11 protein-coding genes are annotated in these 14,886 nt (G+C 35.2%); 4 read left to right on the top strand and 7 right to left on the bottom strand.

Going from position 1 to position 14,886, the window contains the following annotated elements; translation table 11 throughout:
* The first annotated feature begins 22 nt into the window (after nucleotides 1–22).
* Entirely contained in the window at nucleotides 23–1,294 is a 1,272-nt protein-coding gene (locus FF52_RS19845) for an acyltransferase family protein (protein WP_008468377.1), read from the top strand.
* A 294-nt stretch (nucleotides 1,295–1,588) separates the two neighbouring features.
* A complete protein-coding gene (locus tag FF52_RS19840) occupies nucleotides 1,589–3,076 on the top strand; it encodes a PLP-dependent aminotransferase family protein (RefSeq protein ID WP_008468374.1) in 1,488 nt (495 codons plus the stop codon).
* A 142-nt stretch (nucleotides 3,077–3,218) separates the two neighbouring features.
* Here the strand turns inward: FF52_RS19840 and FF52_RS19835 are convergent, their stop codons facing one another.
* Nucleotides 3,219–5,363 (bottom strand): catalase, encoded by a 2,145-nt coding sequence (locus tag FF52_RS19835; RefSeq protein WP_008468373.1) that lies wholly within the window; start codon nucleotides 5,361–5,363, stop codon nucleotides 3,219–3,221.
* Nucleotides 5,364–5,632: 269 nt separating this feature from the next.
* Here FF52_RS19835 and FF52_RS19830 point away from each other — a divergent pair, with 269 nt between their 5' ends.
* Complete coding sequence (locus tag FF52_RS19830; RefSeq protein WP_008468372.1) at nucleotides 5,633–6,115, top strand: hypothetical protein; 483 nt, start codon at nucleotides 5,633–5,635, stop codon at nucleotides 6,113–6,115.
* Nucleotides 6,102–8,663, top strand: a complete 2,562-nt coding sequence (gene ligD, locus FF52_RS19825; RefSeq protein WP_008468371.1) for a DNA ligase D — start codon at nucleotides 6,102–6,104, stop codon at nucleotides 8,661–8,663. The genes FF52_RS19830 and ligD overlap by 14 nt, the downstream gene beginning before the upstream one ends.
* Here ligD and FF52_RS19820 read toward each other — a convergent pair.
* From FF52_RS19820 to FF52_RS19795, 6 genes are all read right to left on the bottom strand, one after another.
* Nucleotides 8,660–9,439, bottom strand: coding sequence for a Ku protein (locus FF52_RS19820; RefSeq protein ID WP_008468370.1), 780 nt, complete (start codon nucleotides 9,437–9,439; stop codon nucleotides 8,660–8,662). The two genes, ligD and FF52_RS19820, sit on opposite strands and share 4 nt — an antisense overlap.
* A gap of 237 nt (nucleotides 9,440–9,676) precedes the next feature.
* The gene (gene metQ / locus FF52_RS19815; protein ID WP_008468369.1) at nucleotides 9,677–10,489 is read right to left on the bottom strand and encodes a methionine ABC transporter substrate-binding lipoprotein MetQ; all 813 of its coding nucleotides are present in this window, start codon (nucleotides 10,487–10,489) and stop codon (nucleotides 9,677–9,679) included.
* A 43-nt stretch (nucleotides 10,490–10,532) separates the two neighbouring features.
* On the bottom strand, nucleotides 10,533–11,186 hold the full coding sequence (locus FF52_RS19810; RefSeq protein ID WP_008468368.1) for a methionine ABC transporter permease MetI: 654 nt from the start codon (nucleotides 11,184–11,186) through the stop codon (nucleotides 10,533–10,535).
* Entirely contained in the window at nucleotides 11,179–12,210 is a 1,032-nt protein-coding gene (gene metN / locus FF52_RS19805; RefSeq protein WP_008468367.1) for a methionine ABC transporter ATP-binding protein MetN, read from the bottom strand. Before metN ends, FF52_RS19810 begins: the two co-directional genes overlap by 8 nt.
* A 391-nt stretch (nucleotides 12,211–12,601) precedes the next feature.
* Entirely contained in the window at nucleotides 12,602–13,630 is a 1,029-nt protein-coding gene (locus FF52_RS19800; protein ID WP_035692005.1) for a hypothetical protein, read from the bottom strand.
* The gene (locus FF52_RS19795) at nucleotides 13,621–14,835 is read right to left on the bottom strand and encodes a hypothetical protein (RefSeq protein ID WP_035692004.1); all 1,215 of its coding nucleotides are present in this window, start codon (nucleotides 14,833–14,835) and stop codon (nucleotides 13,621–13,623) included. The genes FF52_RS19800 and FF52_RS19795 overlap by 10 nt, the downstream gene beginning before the upstream one ends.
* Between the last annotated feature and the right edge of the window lie 51 nt (nucleotides 14,836–14,886).

The following is a 14,886-nucleotide window of genomic DNA, read 5'->3' as shown; positions in this document are numbered from 1 at the left end:
AAAATCTAAACTATCAAAACCAATGACAAAAGAACGTTTAACCTCACTCGATGTCTTTAGAGGATTTACTATCTTCTTAATGACGATTGTCAATAATCCGGGAAGCTGGTCATCTATTTATCCGCCCCTAGAACACGCCGAATGGCATGGCTGTACGCCTACTGACTTAGTTTTCCCGTTTTTTGTATTCATAATGGGAACCGCAATTCCGTTTGCAATGCCTGTAAAACATTTTGATGGAAGTGTATTCAATAAAATTTTAGTCCGTTCGCTTCGAATTTTCTGTTTAGGGTTATTTTTAAGCGTTTTCAGCAGAATCCATTTATTTGGTTTAGAAGGAATTCCGTTATTAGGTTTGAGATTAATTGTTGCTTTTGCAGTAGCTTACGCCCTTTTAGGAAACTTTTCGATGAAAGTCAAAACCATTTTGGCCGTTGGTGTATTTTTAATTCTTATCTCATTATCATTTAGCGGACTTGAACATTTTGAAGACACCAGAATTCCAGGCGTTTTACAACGAATTGCGATTGTGTATTTCTTTACTTCAATTTTATATCTAAAAACAAATTTAAAAACACAGCTTTTAGTTTTAGCTGGACTTTTAGTTGGATATTGGCTATTAATGGCTTTTGTTCCCGTTCCAGGATTTGGTCCTGCCAATTTCGACAAAGGAACCAATCTTGCGGCTTGGATAGACGATACGCTTTTAAACGGCCATCTATGGGCATCGTCTAAAACTTGGGATCCAGAAGGAATTTTGAGCACTTTACCAGCTATTGGAACTGGAATTTTAGGAATGTACATTGGCCAACTGTTAAACTTATCTGTTGATAAAATGGAAATCGTAAAAAAGACAGCAATTGCAGGAACTGCTTTGGTAATTGGAGGATTAATTTGGAACATCTTCTTCCCTATCAATAAATCACTTTGGACAAGTTCTTATGTTTTGTACACAGCTGGAATTGCAACGTTATGTTTAACATTATTGTATTACATAATCGATATTAAAGGGCATAAAAAATGGACTAAACTATTCCTGATTTGGGGAGTAAACCCGATGATTGTGTTTTTCTTTTCTGGAATAATTCCGAGAGTTTTAAGCGCTATAAAAGTAGCAGATCCTGAAAAAACTGGCGAAGAAATTGGCCTTCAGGCGTACATCTATAATCATGGAATTGTACCTTGTTTTGAAAATCCGTTAAATGCATCTCTTGCTTATGCATTGTCTTATGCCGTTTTCTGGTCGTTTATCTTGTGGATCTTCTATAAAAAGAAACTAATTTTTAAAGTTTAACTATTTTTTTAAAACACATAGAAACATAGTCTTGCAAACTTAAAAAGGCGTTTCAATTCAAATAAACATAGCTTAGCGATGTGTGGAAACTTGTTTCTTTTGGCATCTTTTTTTCGAAACAAAAACTATGTCTCTATGTGTTAAAATTAAAATATATATACTATTTCAGCCGGACGTAATAGTTTGATTTGGTCATCGCTCTGATACTTGTTGTAAGATCGCTTTTCTTTTTTCTAAAAATTTTGAGAAAAGCAGTATCTTGCCGTACCAATAAAAAGTATTAGTTTATAAATTATGGATAGTCCGGTTGAAATTCCTTTTAAAAGCTTTATTCAGCTAAAACCAGAAGAGAGCACTGCCATTTATCTGCAACTCGTTTTTGAGTTTATCAAAGCCATACAAACGGGTTTTCTTCCTGAAGGCACCAAACTTCCAGGCACTAGAATTTTATGTAAAGTGCTTTCCGTTAACCGAAATACTTTAATCAAAGCCTTTCAGGATTTAGAATCGCAAGGTTGGATTGAAACACTTCCGAATAAAGGAACTTTTATTTTATCACAGCAAAAGCAAAAAAATAAAGCCGAATTTACCATTTCGAAAGAACAAAATTCGTCCGATAATGTCGGTTTCAGTTTTCAGCGTTCTACTATTCTTGAAAGTCCCATAGAAAATAGTAATCTGCCGTATCAGTTTAATGACGGAACGCCCGATTTACGATTGGTGCAAACTGATGTTTTAGCTAGGTTATATGTCTCAAAACTAAAAAGAAGAAAAACATCCAAAACTTACGAACAGATAGAATTGCGTTCGCATTTGAACTTTAAAACTCATTTTTCTAATTATCTGAATTTAACCCGCGGAATCCGCATTTCTACTTCCAATCTTCTTACGACAAGCAGTCATGAAATTGCTTTGTATCTGGTTACAAAAGTGCTCATAGCACCCAAAGATAAAGTTGTTGTAGCTTCTCCAGGTTATTATATGTCCAATATGACACTGACTAATACGGGAGCGCAGATTATTTCTATTCCTGTACATGAGGATGGAATTGACACCAAGCGTTTGAAGGAAATTTGCGAAACATCAAAAATCAGGGTTTTATATCTGACCTCCAATTATCATTATCCAACGACCATTTCGCTTAGCGCTAAAAAGAGAATCGAAGTTTTGGAATTGGCCAATCAATACGGATTTGTGATTTTGGAAGACGATTACGATTTTGATTTTCATTACGACAATAATCCTGTTTTGCCTTTGGCCGCTTTCGATTCCAACCAAAAAGTGGTTTATATCGGTTCATTCGGGAAATCGCTCCCTTCAGGTTTTAGTTATGGTTTTGTGGCTGCGCCAGCAGAATTTATTAAGGAACTAGCGAAACATCAAAACATTCTCGAACCAAGAATAGATGTTATAAAAGAACAAGTTTTAACCGAATGGATTACCGAAGGCGAAGTGCATCGGCTTTCCAAAAAAAATAAAAAGACTTATAAAGAACGCCGAGATTATTTTGTTTCACTTTTAAACGAAAAACTAAAAGGTAAAATCAAATTTAAGATTCCGCCTCGAGGATTGGCCATTTGGGTTGAGTGGCTAGATCATTTTAATCTGATACAATTTCAAAAGGAATGTGCCAATAATAGCTTGTTTCTGCCGAAAACCATTTTATACCAAACCAAAAATCTTACTGCTACACGTTTAGGATTTGGACATTTGGAAAAAGAAGAAATGGAAAAAGCAGTTTCTATTTTGAGTGAAAGTTTGGAAATAATTTTAGCGAAATAATTTTCATATAACCCATGGTTTCAGCCATGAGAATGCAATGAAATTCCTCTCCGAATGTCCCAATATTTGAATATAAATGCGCATAACAGCTGTTTATTCTAAAAAAAATGGCTGTCTTTTTCGACAGCCAATTGTGCAATTATTATAAAGTTTTTTCTCTTTCCCAAAAACGGTGTTTTCCTAAAGCTTTTATAAAAGAAACACTTAAAGTTTTATCGACTCTATTTTCACTCATTAAAACTCCTGGATCTTTGTCTTTTATATCACTATTGCTTTTTATAATCTGAGTTCCTTCTCCTTCAGCTGCAATAAATTTACAATGATGATATGAGTCATTTAAAAACTCTTTAACTTCTTTAATTTTTGAAAGATCGGCAATTCCTTTTCCAGCTGGAATAAAAACACCATCAAAAAGCACGGAAGCCGCAATTTTATAGGTTTGATCAACTGAAATTTCTGTACCTTCTTCAGAAACAATTGTTCCTAAATGCGGAGCTATGATAATCGCTTTTGCGCCTGCGTTTTGCAGAGCTGTTTTCATCGCTTTAACCGAATCGGCACTTACGCCTTCTGTACATAAAAAAGCAATTTGTCGAGTAGCGATGGTATTAGAAACAGTCGGGTTTTTAAGCATGCTCAAAGCATCAGAATGAGTTATATTCTGATTTACATTACTAGGTTCTTGAGTACCTTTATCGTCTGCCCCAACTCCATGATTAATCGGTTTTTCTATATCTTTTGGAACTGGAATTCCTAAATTTTTTCCAACGGTTACAGCTAAATTGGCATCAACTTGATTTAAAAGCCCAAGCATTCTTTCTCTTACCGAAATCGCTTCGACTTTTCCTAATTCAAAAGATAAAGCACTCGCAATATGATCTTGCTCTACAGGAGTCTGGCTATTATAAAAAAGTTTTGCTTGGCTAAAATGGTCTGAAAAACTTTTGCTTCTTGCTCGTACCTTATGCGCATCAACACGTTCATTAAAACTCACAAATCCGCCCTGATCCATTTTGGCTTGAAACGGGCATCCTCCACCTAAAGAATTTGGATGGTAACTTACTTTTCCCACTGCAATTTCCTGACGCATATGTCCGTCGCGCTGATTGTTGTGCATTGGAGCAATGGTTCTGTTAATTGGAATTTCATGAAAGTTCGGGCTTCCTAATCTTGACAATTGAGTATCAGTATATGAAAATAATCTTCCTTGCAACAGCGGATCATTTGTAAAATCAATTCCAGGAACAATATGTCCTGGGTGAAACGCAATCTGTTCGGTTTCTGCAAAAAAGTTATCTGGATTTTTATTTAAGACCATTTTTCCGATAATGGTTACCGGAACCAATTCTTCTGGAACTAATTTTGTTGGATCAAGCAAATCAAAATCAAATTTATGCTCGTCGCTTTCCGGAATAATCTGAACGCCTAATTCCCATTCTGGAAAATTTCCCGCCTCTATGGTTTCCCACAAATCTTGCTTATGGAAATCTGGATTTTTTCCTGATATTTTTTGCGCCTCATCCCAAGCAACTCCATGCGTGCCTAATTTGGGTTTCCAATGAAATTTTACAAAATGAGATTCATTTTTCTCATTTACAAATCTAAAAGTGTGGACACCAAAACCTTCCATCATTCTTAAACTTCTCGGAATCGCTCTGTCACTCATCACCCACATAATCATGTGCATTGATTCGGGCATTAGTGAAATAAAATCCCAAAAAGTATCATGTGCCGAAGCCGCCTGAGGAATTTCATTATGAGGTTCTGGTTTAACGGCGTGAATTAAATCTGGAAACTTCATTGCATCTTGAATAAAAAATACCGGTATATTATTTCCAACCAAATCAAAAATGCCTTCCTGAGTATAAAATTTAACTGCAAAACCGCGAACATCTCGAGCTAAATCTGTAGAACCTCTAGAACCTGCTACGGTAGAAAAACGAACAAAAACAGGCGTTTTAATACTGGTATCGTTTAAGAAGCCCGCTTTGGTATATTTTTCCATTGTTTTGTACAATTCAAAATAACCATGAGCTCCCGAACCTCGCGCATGAACGATGCGCTCTGGAATTCTCTCGTGGTCAAAATGGGTAATTTTTTCTCGCAGTATAAAATCTTCCAAAAGAGACGGACCTCTTTCTCCTGACTTTAAAGAATTGTTATCGTCATTAATTTTAACGCCTTGGTTAGTGGTTAAAAACTCATTCTGAGCACTAGATTTATTAAATTCTAAATCATTCTGTTTGCCATCCGAGTTGTCTTGGTTTGTTTTTTTTGAATTTTTCATTTTCTGTTGATTTTACATTTATCATTCAATGAACTATAAATTTCTACTTTGGTTTGTGAGACATTTCTCTAAAATAGGTCAACAAATTTAGGAGGCTTTTTAGGTTTAACTTTATACAATTAAGCTTAAGGATTATAACATTCTAATCACAATCAAAATGAAAATCAGCACTTTACTTATAATTATATAATTACAACTTGTTAATCCTATAACAGGAAAAGCCATTCCGAAAGTACCTTTGAAATAGAGTTTAATTCAAAAAAAAGCTTATGATTTTTTTCATCATTATACAATTAATTTTAGTTGCTATTGGGGCGACATCGGCTATGACTTGGTTTAGTTATGCGATGTCGGAGAATTTCAGGGAATTGTATAAAGAACCTGTTTTATTGAGTTTTGCTCTAAAGAAAACAAACATCACCCTTTCCGAAAAATCTCGGAAAACGTGGGGATGGCTGATACATTATATTATTGGTTTTCTATTTGTTATGGGATATCATATGGTATGGGTGAAGAATATTTTGCCAATTTCGCCACTCAGTGCGCTTATATTAGGCGTTATCAGTGGTGTAATTGGAATACTCAGCTGGATCGTTATATTTAAAATGACCGACCATCAACCCCCAATTGATTTTAAAGGTTATTACATTCAGCTGTTCTTTGCCCATATTATTTTTGCTGTCACAGCAACCGCGCTCTACTCTATTATACTAACTATTTTAACCCTTCTAAAAGCTTATGTCACTGTCTAAATACAATCAGAAAAGAGATTTTAAACAAACGCGTGAACCGAAAGGAAAAATCGAAAAATCAGCAAGCGAGCTAATTTTTGTCGTGCAGAAACATGCTGCGTCACATCTTCATTACGATTTTAGGTTAGAGATGGACGGTGTTTTAAAAAGCTGGGCAGTGCCAAAAGGCCCGTCGATGGATCCTGAAGTGAAACGTTTAGCCATGATGGTCGAGGATCATCCGTACAGCTATAAAGATTTTGAAGGCACCATCCCAGAAGGAAATTACGGTGCTGGAAATGTAATTGTATGGGATAACGGAACCTATACTTCTGATGAAAAAACGGCTTCTGACGAAAAAAAATTATTGAGCGATCTGGCAAAAGGACATTTGAGTTTTATTTTAAAGGGCAAAAAATTGAAAGGTGAATTTTCTTTAGTCAAGCTTCATGGAAAACAAGAAAATGCTTGGCTGCTGATTAAGAAAAATGATAAATATGCCTCTGAAGAAGATATTTTAGAGAAGAATAAATCGGTTATTTCTAAAAGAAGTCTAGAACAATTGGTTGAAAAATCTGAAAAGCTCACTTCAAAAAGCGAAGAGAAAACTACTGAGAAAAAAGTAGTAAAAAAAAAGTCCAACCCACAAGCTGACATCGCCGAATTTTTAAAGCCCATGCTTGCCAGCGTAAGCGAAAAACCTTTTGATGATGACGAATGGATTTTTGAAAATAAATACGACGGCTACAGAACGATTGCCGTTATTAATCCGCAACAGGTTGATTTGTTCAGCAGAAACGAGCTTTCTTTTAATGCTAATTTCAAACCCATTGCCGAAGAATTAAAACAAATTGACCATACTGTAGTTTTGGATGGTGAAATTGTAGTAGAAAATGATGCTGGAAGAGCCGATTTTCAGCTGCTTCAAAACTATATGAAAACAGGAATCGGGAATCTAAAATATTATGTTTTTGATTTATTGAATTTGGACGGAAATCTCATTACGGAACTCTCTTTATTGGAAAGAAAAGAACTGCTCAAAATTCTCTTTAATAAATATCCTTTTTCTAATGTTTCTTATTCTGAACATACCGTTGGCGACGGAATTAAACAATTTGAAAAAGCCGTTAAAAATAAAACTGAAGGCATTATTGCCAAAAGAGCAGACAGCACTTACACTATAAATCGAAGAAGCACCAACTGGCTAAAAATAAAAACAGCAAATGAAGAAGAAGCAATTATAATCGGCATTACCGAACCGCGAAATTCCAGAAAATATTTTGGCGCTCTTTTACTCGGACAATACGATGGCAAAAAACTGCAATATATTGGCAAATGCGGCACTGGTTTTACAGAAAGCACGTTAAAAGATTTATATACCAAATTAAAACCGCTATTTACAGCCAAATCTCCGCTTGACGAAAAAATTCCGATACGCGATAAAATTCAGTGGGTAAATCCAAAAGTGGTGTGTCAGGTTAAATTTTCAGAATGGACTCAAGATCAACATTTAAGACATCCCGTTTACCTCGGAATTCGAATTGATAAAAAAGCAGAAGAAGTTTTTTTATCATTCCCAAAAGACGATTCAACTCAACTAAATTCAGATGAAATGACAATTACACCAGAAAATAAAAAGGAAAAAACAGAAAACGATTATGATTTAAAAGTCGGAAAAACAGTTTTGCATCTTACTAATCAAAACAAAGTCTATTTCCCAAAAGACGGCATCACTAAAGGCGACATTATTCATTACTATAATGAAGTTTCAGAATTGATTCTGCCTTATTTAAAAGACCGTCCAGAATCGATGAACCGTTTTCCTAACGGAATTGATTCGCCGAGCTTCTATCAGAAAGATGTTGATGTAGATAAAATTCCGAAATGGCTCAAAACCAAAAAAGTCTTCTCAGAATCTAATAATGCCGACATCGATTATCTCATCTGTAATAATAAAGAAACATTGCTTTATATGGCAAATTTGGGCTGTATAGAAATGAATCCGTGGAACTCGACAACCAAACACATTCAGAATCCAGATTGGCTGGTAATTGATTTGGATCCTGCAGGAAATGATTTTGCTCCTGTGGTGACAACCGCTTTGGTGGTGAAAGAAGTTTTAGACGAATTAGAAACCGAATGTTTATGTAAGACTTCGGGTGCTTCTGGACTGCATATTTATATTCCGCTTGGCGCGAAATATGATTATGATTCCATAAAAATTCTTGGCGAATTAATAGCAAAAGAAGTGCAATCCAGACTTCCAGATATTACTTCAATTGAAAGAAGCATCAAAAAGAGAAAAAATAAACTGTACATCGATTTCTTGCAAAACCGACGTGGGCAAACTTTAGCGGCCCCGTATTCTGTTCGACCAAAACCTGGCGCGACAGTTTCTACGCCTTTGGAATGGAGCGAAGTGAATGAAAAACTGCATCCGTCGCAATTTACCATCAAAAATGTCTTGAAACGTTTTGAGAAAAAAGGAGATTTGTGGACTCCCGTTTTATCAAAAGGAGCCGATATTAAAAAGATTATTCACAAACTAGAAGAAAATCAAAACGTTTAAGAAGATTTTTTCTTTTTGGTTTCCAAACTGGCTTTCAGCATTTCCATTAAGTCGTCGCTTTGTTTGTGTACGACTTTTAGTTTTGGAGCCGTTTTTTTGAGTTTTCCTTTGGCTTTCTTTTTAATGATATCCAAAAGTTTGGCGGTATATTCGTCTTTAAAACCAGAAATATCAAATTTCTCGGTAAGCTGATCGATTAGTTTTTCGGCCATGTCCATTTCTTTTGTAGACTTTTTGGACATTGGCGGAAGCTTTAATTCATCTGTACTTCTAATTTCCTGTTCAAAACGAATTCGGTTTAAAACAATGACATTTTTGTACGGTTTTAAAATAGCCAGACTTTCTTTGTTTCTTAAAACAAATCTCGTAACGCCAACTTTTCCTGAAGCTTCAAGCGCATCACGAAGCAATCCATACGCATTCATCGCGCCTTTATCGGGTTCTAGATAATATGGCTGTTCGTAATAAATACTTTCAATTTCTTTTTCGAAAGCAAAACTTTCAATATCGATTGTTTTGGTTTTAATGGCATCTGCAGCTTCAAAATCGGAATCTTCCAGAATAACATATTTGCCTTCAAGATTATACCCTTTTACGATATTAGCAAAATCTACTTCTTTTCCTGTGTCTTCATTGACACGCTTAAACTTGATATTGGCGTGATCTTTTGCATCAAGCATGTCCATATCCAAACTGCTTTCCTGCACCGCCGAAAACATTTTTATCGGAATATTAATTAATCCAAAACTTACCGAACCTGTCCAAATTGATCTCATGGCTTTTGCTTTAAAAATTGAACTCTAATTTAGTTCAACCAAAAAACGTAAGCCTTACAAAATCAAAAAATTACTTTATAAAATTATGAGTTATGAGTTATGAGTTTTACTGATGTGTTCACGTGGTTAAAACCACGGGCTATGTTTGAATAGTTATGCACATAGAATAAAAAAATTATGAGTTATGAATTACAAGCACGACCACGCTCATAATTCATAACTCATAACTAAAAAAAATTACCATCCTCTTACAGCACCGCCTTTAAACTCGCGTTCAGCTGCTTTTTCCACTTCTGGAGATTGAAAAGCTTGTAAAAACTGTTTTACTTTTTCTTCGTTTTTATTGTCTTCACGGCTTACGACCAAATTTACATAAGGTGAATCTTTATCTTCAACAAACAAAGCGTCACGCGAAGGAACCAATCCAGCTGCAGACGCAAAAGTATTGTTGATAATGGCGATAGAAACATTTTGGTCGTCTAAAGCTCGAGGCAATTGAGGCGCTTCTAACTCTAAAATTTTTAAATTTTTAGGATTGCTTACGATATCTGTTACTTTTGGCAATAAACCAACACCTTCTCTTAGTTTCAATAATCCGTTTTTCTGTAGAAGCAATAAAGAACGTCCGCCGTTTGTTGGATCATTTGGAATAATAATCGTGCTTTCGTTTTTCAATTCAGAAAGACTTTTTATTTTTTTAGAATAAGCTGCAATCGGGTATACAAATGTATTTCCGATAATGGCCAATTTATAGCCTCTTTGTTTAGACTGCTCGTCTAAATATGGTTTGTGCTGAAAAGCATTTGCATCGATATCACCCTGGCTTAAAGCTTCATTTGGAATTACGTAGTCGTTAAACGAAACCAATTCTACTTCCAATCCGAATTTTTCTTTTGCCACTTTTTTAGCCGCTTCAGCCACTTTTAATTCTGGTCCCGATGCCACACCCACTTTTATAAAATGAAGATCATTGTTTTTACTTTTTCCGCAATTAACCAAAACAAAAGACAAAGCAAATATCCCGGCAGTTTTTAAAATATTTAATTTCATGATTGTTCTATTTTTTAATTTTTAATTCTAAATTTTTAATTGATTATCTGTGATCAAATCTCTTTGATAATCGGTCTCCAGCAAACTGAATCGCGAATACCAAAATGACCAATAATGCCAAAACCGAATTCATGGTCACGGCATCATAACCAATATATCCGTATTGATATCCAACTTGCCCTAAACCACCTGCTCCAACAGCTCCACCCATTGCAGAATATCCGACAAGGGTAATTAAAGTAATAGAAGCTGCATTGATTAAAGAAGGAAGAGCTTCTGGCAATAATACTTTGTACACAATTTGCAAAGGAGTTGCACCCAATGCTCTTGCTGCTTCGATTAATCCAGACGGAAGGCTCAACAAACTGTTTTCTACCAAACGGGCAATAAATGGCGCTGCACCAATGCTCAACGGAACCAAAGCCGCGCTAACGCCAATTGAAGTGCCAACAATAGCTCGTGTAAACGGAATCATCCAAACGATCAAAATAATGAATGGAATGGAACGAAAAACATTTACTATAACTGATAATGTTCTGTTTAAAATGGGTTGATCCAGAATCTGATTTTTACGAGTCAAGAACAATAAAATTCCTGTTGGCAAGCCTAATAAAAAACCGAAAAAGCCCGATACAAAAGTCATAACAATGGTTTCCCATGTTCCTTTTAACAATAAATCTATAAGAGAATCAGACATAACCTAAAATTTCTGTTTTAATGTGTTTTGAATTAAAATATTGAATCGTTGCATCGTAATTTTCGCGTTTTCCTGAAAGTTCGATCAGCATCACGCCAAAATTAACCTCGCCAGCCTGATCCATTTGCGCGCTGACAATTTTGAAATCGGTATCAAAAAGTCTAGAAACCTCTGAGATAACAGGCTCGTTAACTGATTTTCCCGTCATTTCCAGTTTTAATAATGGATTCAAATTACCGTTGTCATCTTTTTGCAATTTTTCCTGATAAACAGACGGAATCTCGATATGAAGCGAAGAAGAAATAAATTCTTTTGTCAGTTCATGTTTCGGATCTGCAAAGATTTCGCCCACACTTCCCTGCTCTATCAATTTTCCGTGACTGATAACCGCAACTTCATCACAAATCGATTTTACCACTTCCATTTGGTGCGTAATCAGCAAAACGGTAATGTTCAGACGTTTGTTGATGTCTTTCAATAAGTTCAAAATCGATCTTGTTGTTGCAGGATCAAGCGCACTTGTAGCTTCATCAGATAAAAGCACTTTCGGATTATTGGCTAAAGTTCTTGCAATCGCCACTCTTTGTTTTTGTCCACCAGAAAGACTTGCCGGATAATCGTTTGCTTTTTCCGCCAATCCAACCAATTGCAATAATTCTAAAACACGCGTTTTAATTTCGCTTTTTGAAATTCCTGCCAGTTCTAACGGAAAAGCCACATTATCAAAAACTGTTCTTGAAGAAAGCAGATTGAAGTGCTGAAAAATCATTCCGATTTGTCTTCTTTCAATCGCCAATTCAGCGTTTGATAATTGCATTAAAGATTTGCCATCAACGATAATTTCGCCAGAAGTTGGTCTTTCCAACAAGTTCACGCAGCGAATCAAAGTACTTTTTCCTGCTCCGGAAGTTCCAATTACACCAAAAATTTTTCCCTCAGGAACCTTTAAAGAGACATCAGATAAAGCAGCAACAATTCTGTCTTTCTGATGAAACGTTTTGGTTACATTTTTTAATTCAATCATTCTTTACGGTTTAAAAACAAGAAAGCCTTTCATAAATTAGTTGAAAGGCTCTTTCGAAATAAATTTTATCATTTTATATATTAAGCCAGATCAATAAACACCATTACAGCAGCACAGTACATCATACTGCAACGATAATAATTATTCATTTTCTGGTTCTCTTTCTTCATAGCGACTGCAAATTTAAATAGTTATTTTCAATTTTAACCTATAAATCGTTAAAACTTTTATTTCCCTATCAATCTAATAGGTTATTTTAAAATTCTAATCTTGAAAATCTAAATTCCAATTTTGAAAACCCCAAATCCCAAAATTTTATTTCAATTCAAAAAAAAAATCCAAACTCCAATTAGTTTTGGAATTTGGATTTTTAAAATATTGGTATTTAAAACTAGTTGTTTTGTTCTGCGATTGTAGATTTATTCAGTTTTATAACTCTGATTTTCTTATTTATATTATCAGATAAGAAGATACGGTCGTCAAGCTGGGCTGTACCGACAATAGTACCAAAAGCATTTTGTCCTAAAATATCAGAAACGCTTAGAACAGCTTTGTAGTTCATCTTTATAAAATCTGCTTTTGGATACAATTTTAAATAAGACACGCTTCCAACATTTTCTGAAGTAACGGCAAAATCTTTACTGAAAGATACTGCAATTGGTTTTATGTCTACAAATTGCACTTTTTCTGGCTCAATAGGAGTTGTAAGCGAATTTGCGGCATTGGCTTTAATTTTAGCAATATTATACTGCAGATAACTTTTTGCATCTCTCCCACCTACAACCAAGTTTCCGTCTAAAACATCCATTGAATATATTTCAGTATATCCGTTAAGAGTATTTAGTTTGGCAATAGGCTTTAAATTCCAGTCGCTTGTTTCTGTTATTTGGGAAGTTTCAAAAACTTTTATGCTTTTTTCTTTTTCTTTCACAAATACCAATCCGTCTTTAGCCGCAACACCAAAAACGTGCACGAAAGTCTGCCACCATTGGCCGTTTCCAACTGTACTAATTCCTGCATTTGTAGTTTCATCAAAAACAAATAATCTAGATTCTGTAGTGCCTAAATAAATACGGCCGTTGTCAACAGAAACCGAAGTAAGGCTTGTAAGGGGAATAGTCGTTGTGCCTTTTGTATATTCTTTTATTGTTTTGATGTGTGCTAATGTCACAGCATTAAAAATCTCTAAAACATTTCCGTTTACAACGTATAGCTTTTCATTAGACAATGCAATTCCTTTTGGGTCAAATGCTTCTGTGCTTCCTGGAATATTTTCGTTGGTAATAGATGCCTCATCTGTTGGATAATAGTACGTATAATCTTTAGACGTCGCATCGTCTTTGCTGCAATTGGTAAAAAGACAAAACGCAAGAATCAGGGGCAGAATATGTTTCATGTATAGTTTATATTTTAATTCCATTTTCCTTCACCTTTATATTTTACTAAAAATGGATTGTTAGGTTTAATTTCAAATACTGGTTTTTTATAAGTTCCAGTCACATATTTTGTTTTTGTATACGTTTTTAAAACATCTGGATCTGTAAAGGGAAGATCATTTAGATAAATCAAATATTTATAAAAATCAGTAAGCATTCCCTGTTGTCCACCGCCTTCTCCGCTGTTTGCCAAGTTGCTACTGTGGCTGAAACCAATATGATGCGAATATTCATGCGACCAAACCGACATATCTCCAACCCAATGTCCGGTTACATAACCCGATTCCCATTGCGATGCCAGATTTCCTCCGCCCCAAGCAGAATCTCCTCCAACCATTGCCATATAAACGGTTCTTTTGTCTAAGTAGTTCCAATATATTTTTTCGATTTCTTCTTTAGAATAATAATCATAAACACCATCTACATCATCTGCATTTCCGTGCCAGTTTAAGGCTCCGTTTATTCCTGTTCCAGCTGCCGCAGCCTGTTCTTGTTTGTATTTGTCAAAATTGGTGAATGTGCTGTAATACAATGGATGGCTCAAAGCATACGAATAATTGATAATCATAGTAATGGCCTCTTTTGCCAAAGCAGGATTCATAGGAAGAAATTTGCCTAATTCATTAATGTGGTATCCATCATGAAACTGAACTAAATGATTGGATTTTATTTTTTTGAATTTTTGAAATAAAGGGTCATCTGATTCTACTGAGAATTGAATGGCACCGGAGGAAAATCCTTCAATTTTATCTATCGTTACTGTATTTCCTGTTTCTAACAAATAATCGTTTTTCTGATCAGTTAATGGAATTTTATGAAATGAACGATGAAAAGCTGGTATTTTAGAAAAACTGTAGATTACAAATCGCTTATCATAATTTGGCAGTTTCGCGTAGATTTTCACATTTGTAAGTCCGACTGGAGAGTATAAAGAAATCTGCACAGAATCTTTTCCTTTTTGAATAACCTGAAGCGGTTCGTTTACTCGAAACCATCGATCGGTTTTGTCATACATTTTTGAAGGACTTTCGTCATCTTCAAACATGGTCATTGGTTTATTTTCTGCTGGTAAAGTTGTGGCATCTATAGTTGGCAGATAGTTTGGCTTGTACGAATCTCCATCGTCACTACAGCCAAAAATAGTACTTGCCAATAGGGCAAATACAAAAAAGCGAGTGTTTTTTCTCATCAGTAAGTAAAGTAGGTTTGGGGTTAAATCTTCGTGCAAAACTATAAATAT

The organism is Flavobacterium sp. F52 (assembly GCF_000278705.1).
GTDB classification, from domain to species: Bacteria; Bacteroidota; Bacteroidia; order Flavobacteriales; family Flavobacteriaceae; genus Flavobacterium; species Flavobacterium anhuiense.
This window is presented reverse-complemented; position numbering and strand designations above follow the sequence as displayed.

What these genes read in the sequence shown, in the direction of transcription:
- FF52_RS19845 (WP_008468377.1), top strand. Translation starts at nt 23, where the DNA reads ATGACAAAAGAACGTTTAACCTCACTCGATGTCTTTAGAGGATTTACT.
- FF52_RS19840 (WP_008468374.1), top strand. Translation starts at nt 1,589, where the DNA reads ATGGATAGTCCGGTTGAAATTCCTTTTAAAAGCTTTATTCAGCTAAAA.
- FF52_RS19835 (WP_008468373.1), bottom strand. Translation starts at nt 5,363, where the DNA reads ATGAAAAATTCAAAAAAAACAAACCAAGACAACTCGGATGGCAAACAG.
- FF52_RS19830 (WP_008468372.1), top strand. Translation starts at nt 5,633, where the DNA reads ATGATTTTTTTCATCATTATACAATTAATTTTAGTTGCTATTGGGGCG.
- ligD (WP_008468371.1), top strand. Translation starts at nt 6,102, where the DNA reads ATGTCACTGTCTAAATACAATCAGAAAAGAGATTTTAAACAAACGCGT.
- FF52_RS19820 (WP_008468370.1), bottom strand. Translation starts at nt 9,439, where the DNA reads ATGAGATCAATTTGGACAGGTTCGGTAAGTTTTGGATTAATTAATATT.
- metQ (WP_008468369.1), bottom strand. Translation starts at nt 10,489, where the DNA reads ATGAAATTAAATATTTTAAAAACTGCCGGGATATTTGCTTTGTCTTTT.
- FF52_RS19810 (WP_008468368.1), bottom strand. Translation starts at nt 11,186, where the DNA reads ATGTCTGATTCTCTTATAGATTTATTGTTAAAAGGAACATGGGAAACC.
- metN (WP_008468367.1), bottom strand. Translation starts at nt 12,210, where the DNA reads ATGATTGAATTAAAAAATGTAACCAAAACGTTTCATCAGAAAGACAGA.
- FF52_RS19800 (WP_035692005.1), bottom strand. Translation starts at nt 13,630, where the DNA reads ATGGAATTAAAATATAAACTATACATGAAACATATTCTGCCCCTGATT.
- FF52_RS19795 (WP_035692004.1), bottom strand. Translation starts at nt 14,835, where the DNA reads ATGAGAAAAAACACTCGCTTTTTTGTATTTGCCCTATTGGCAAGTACT.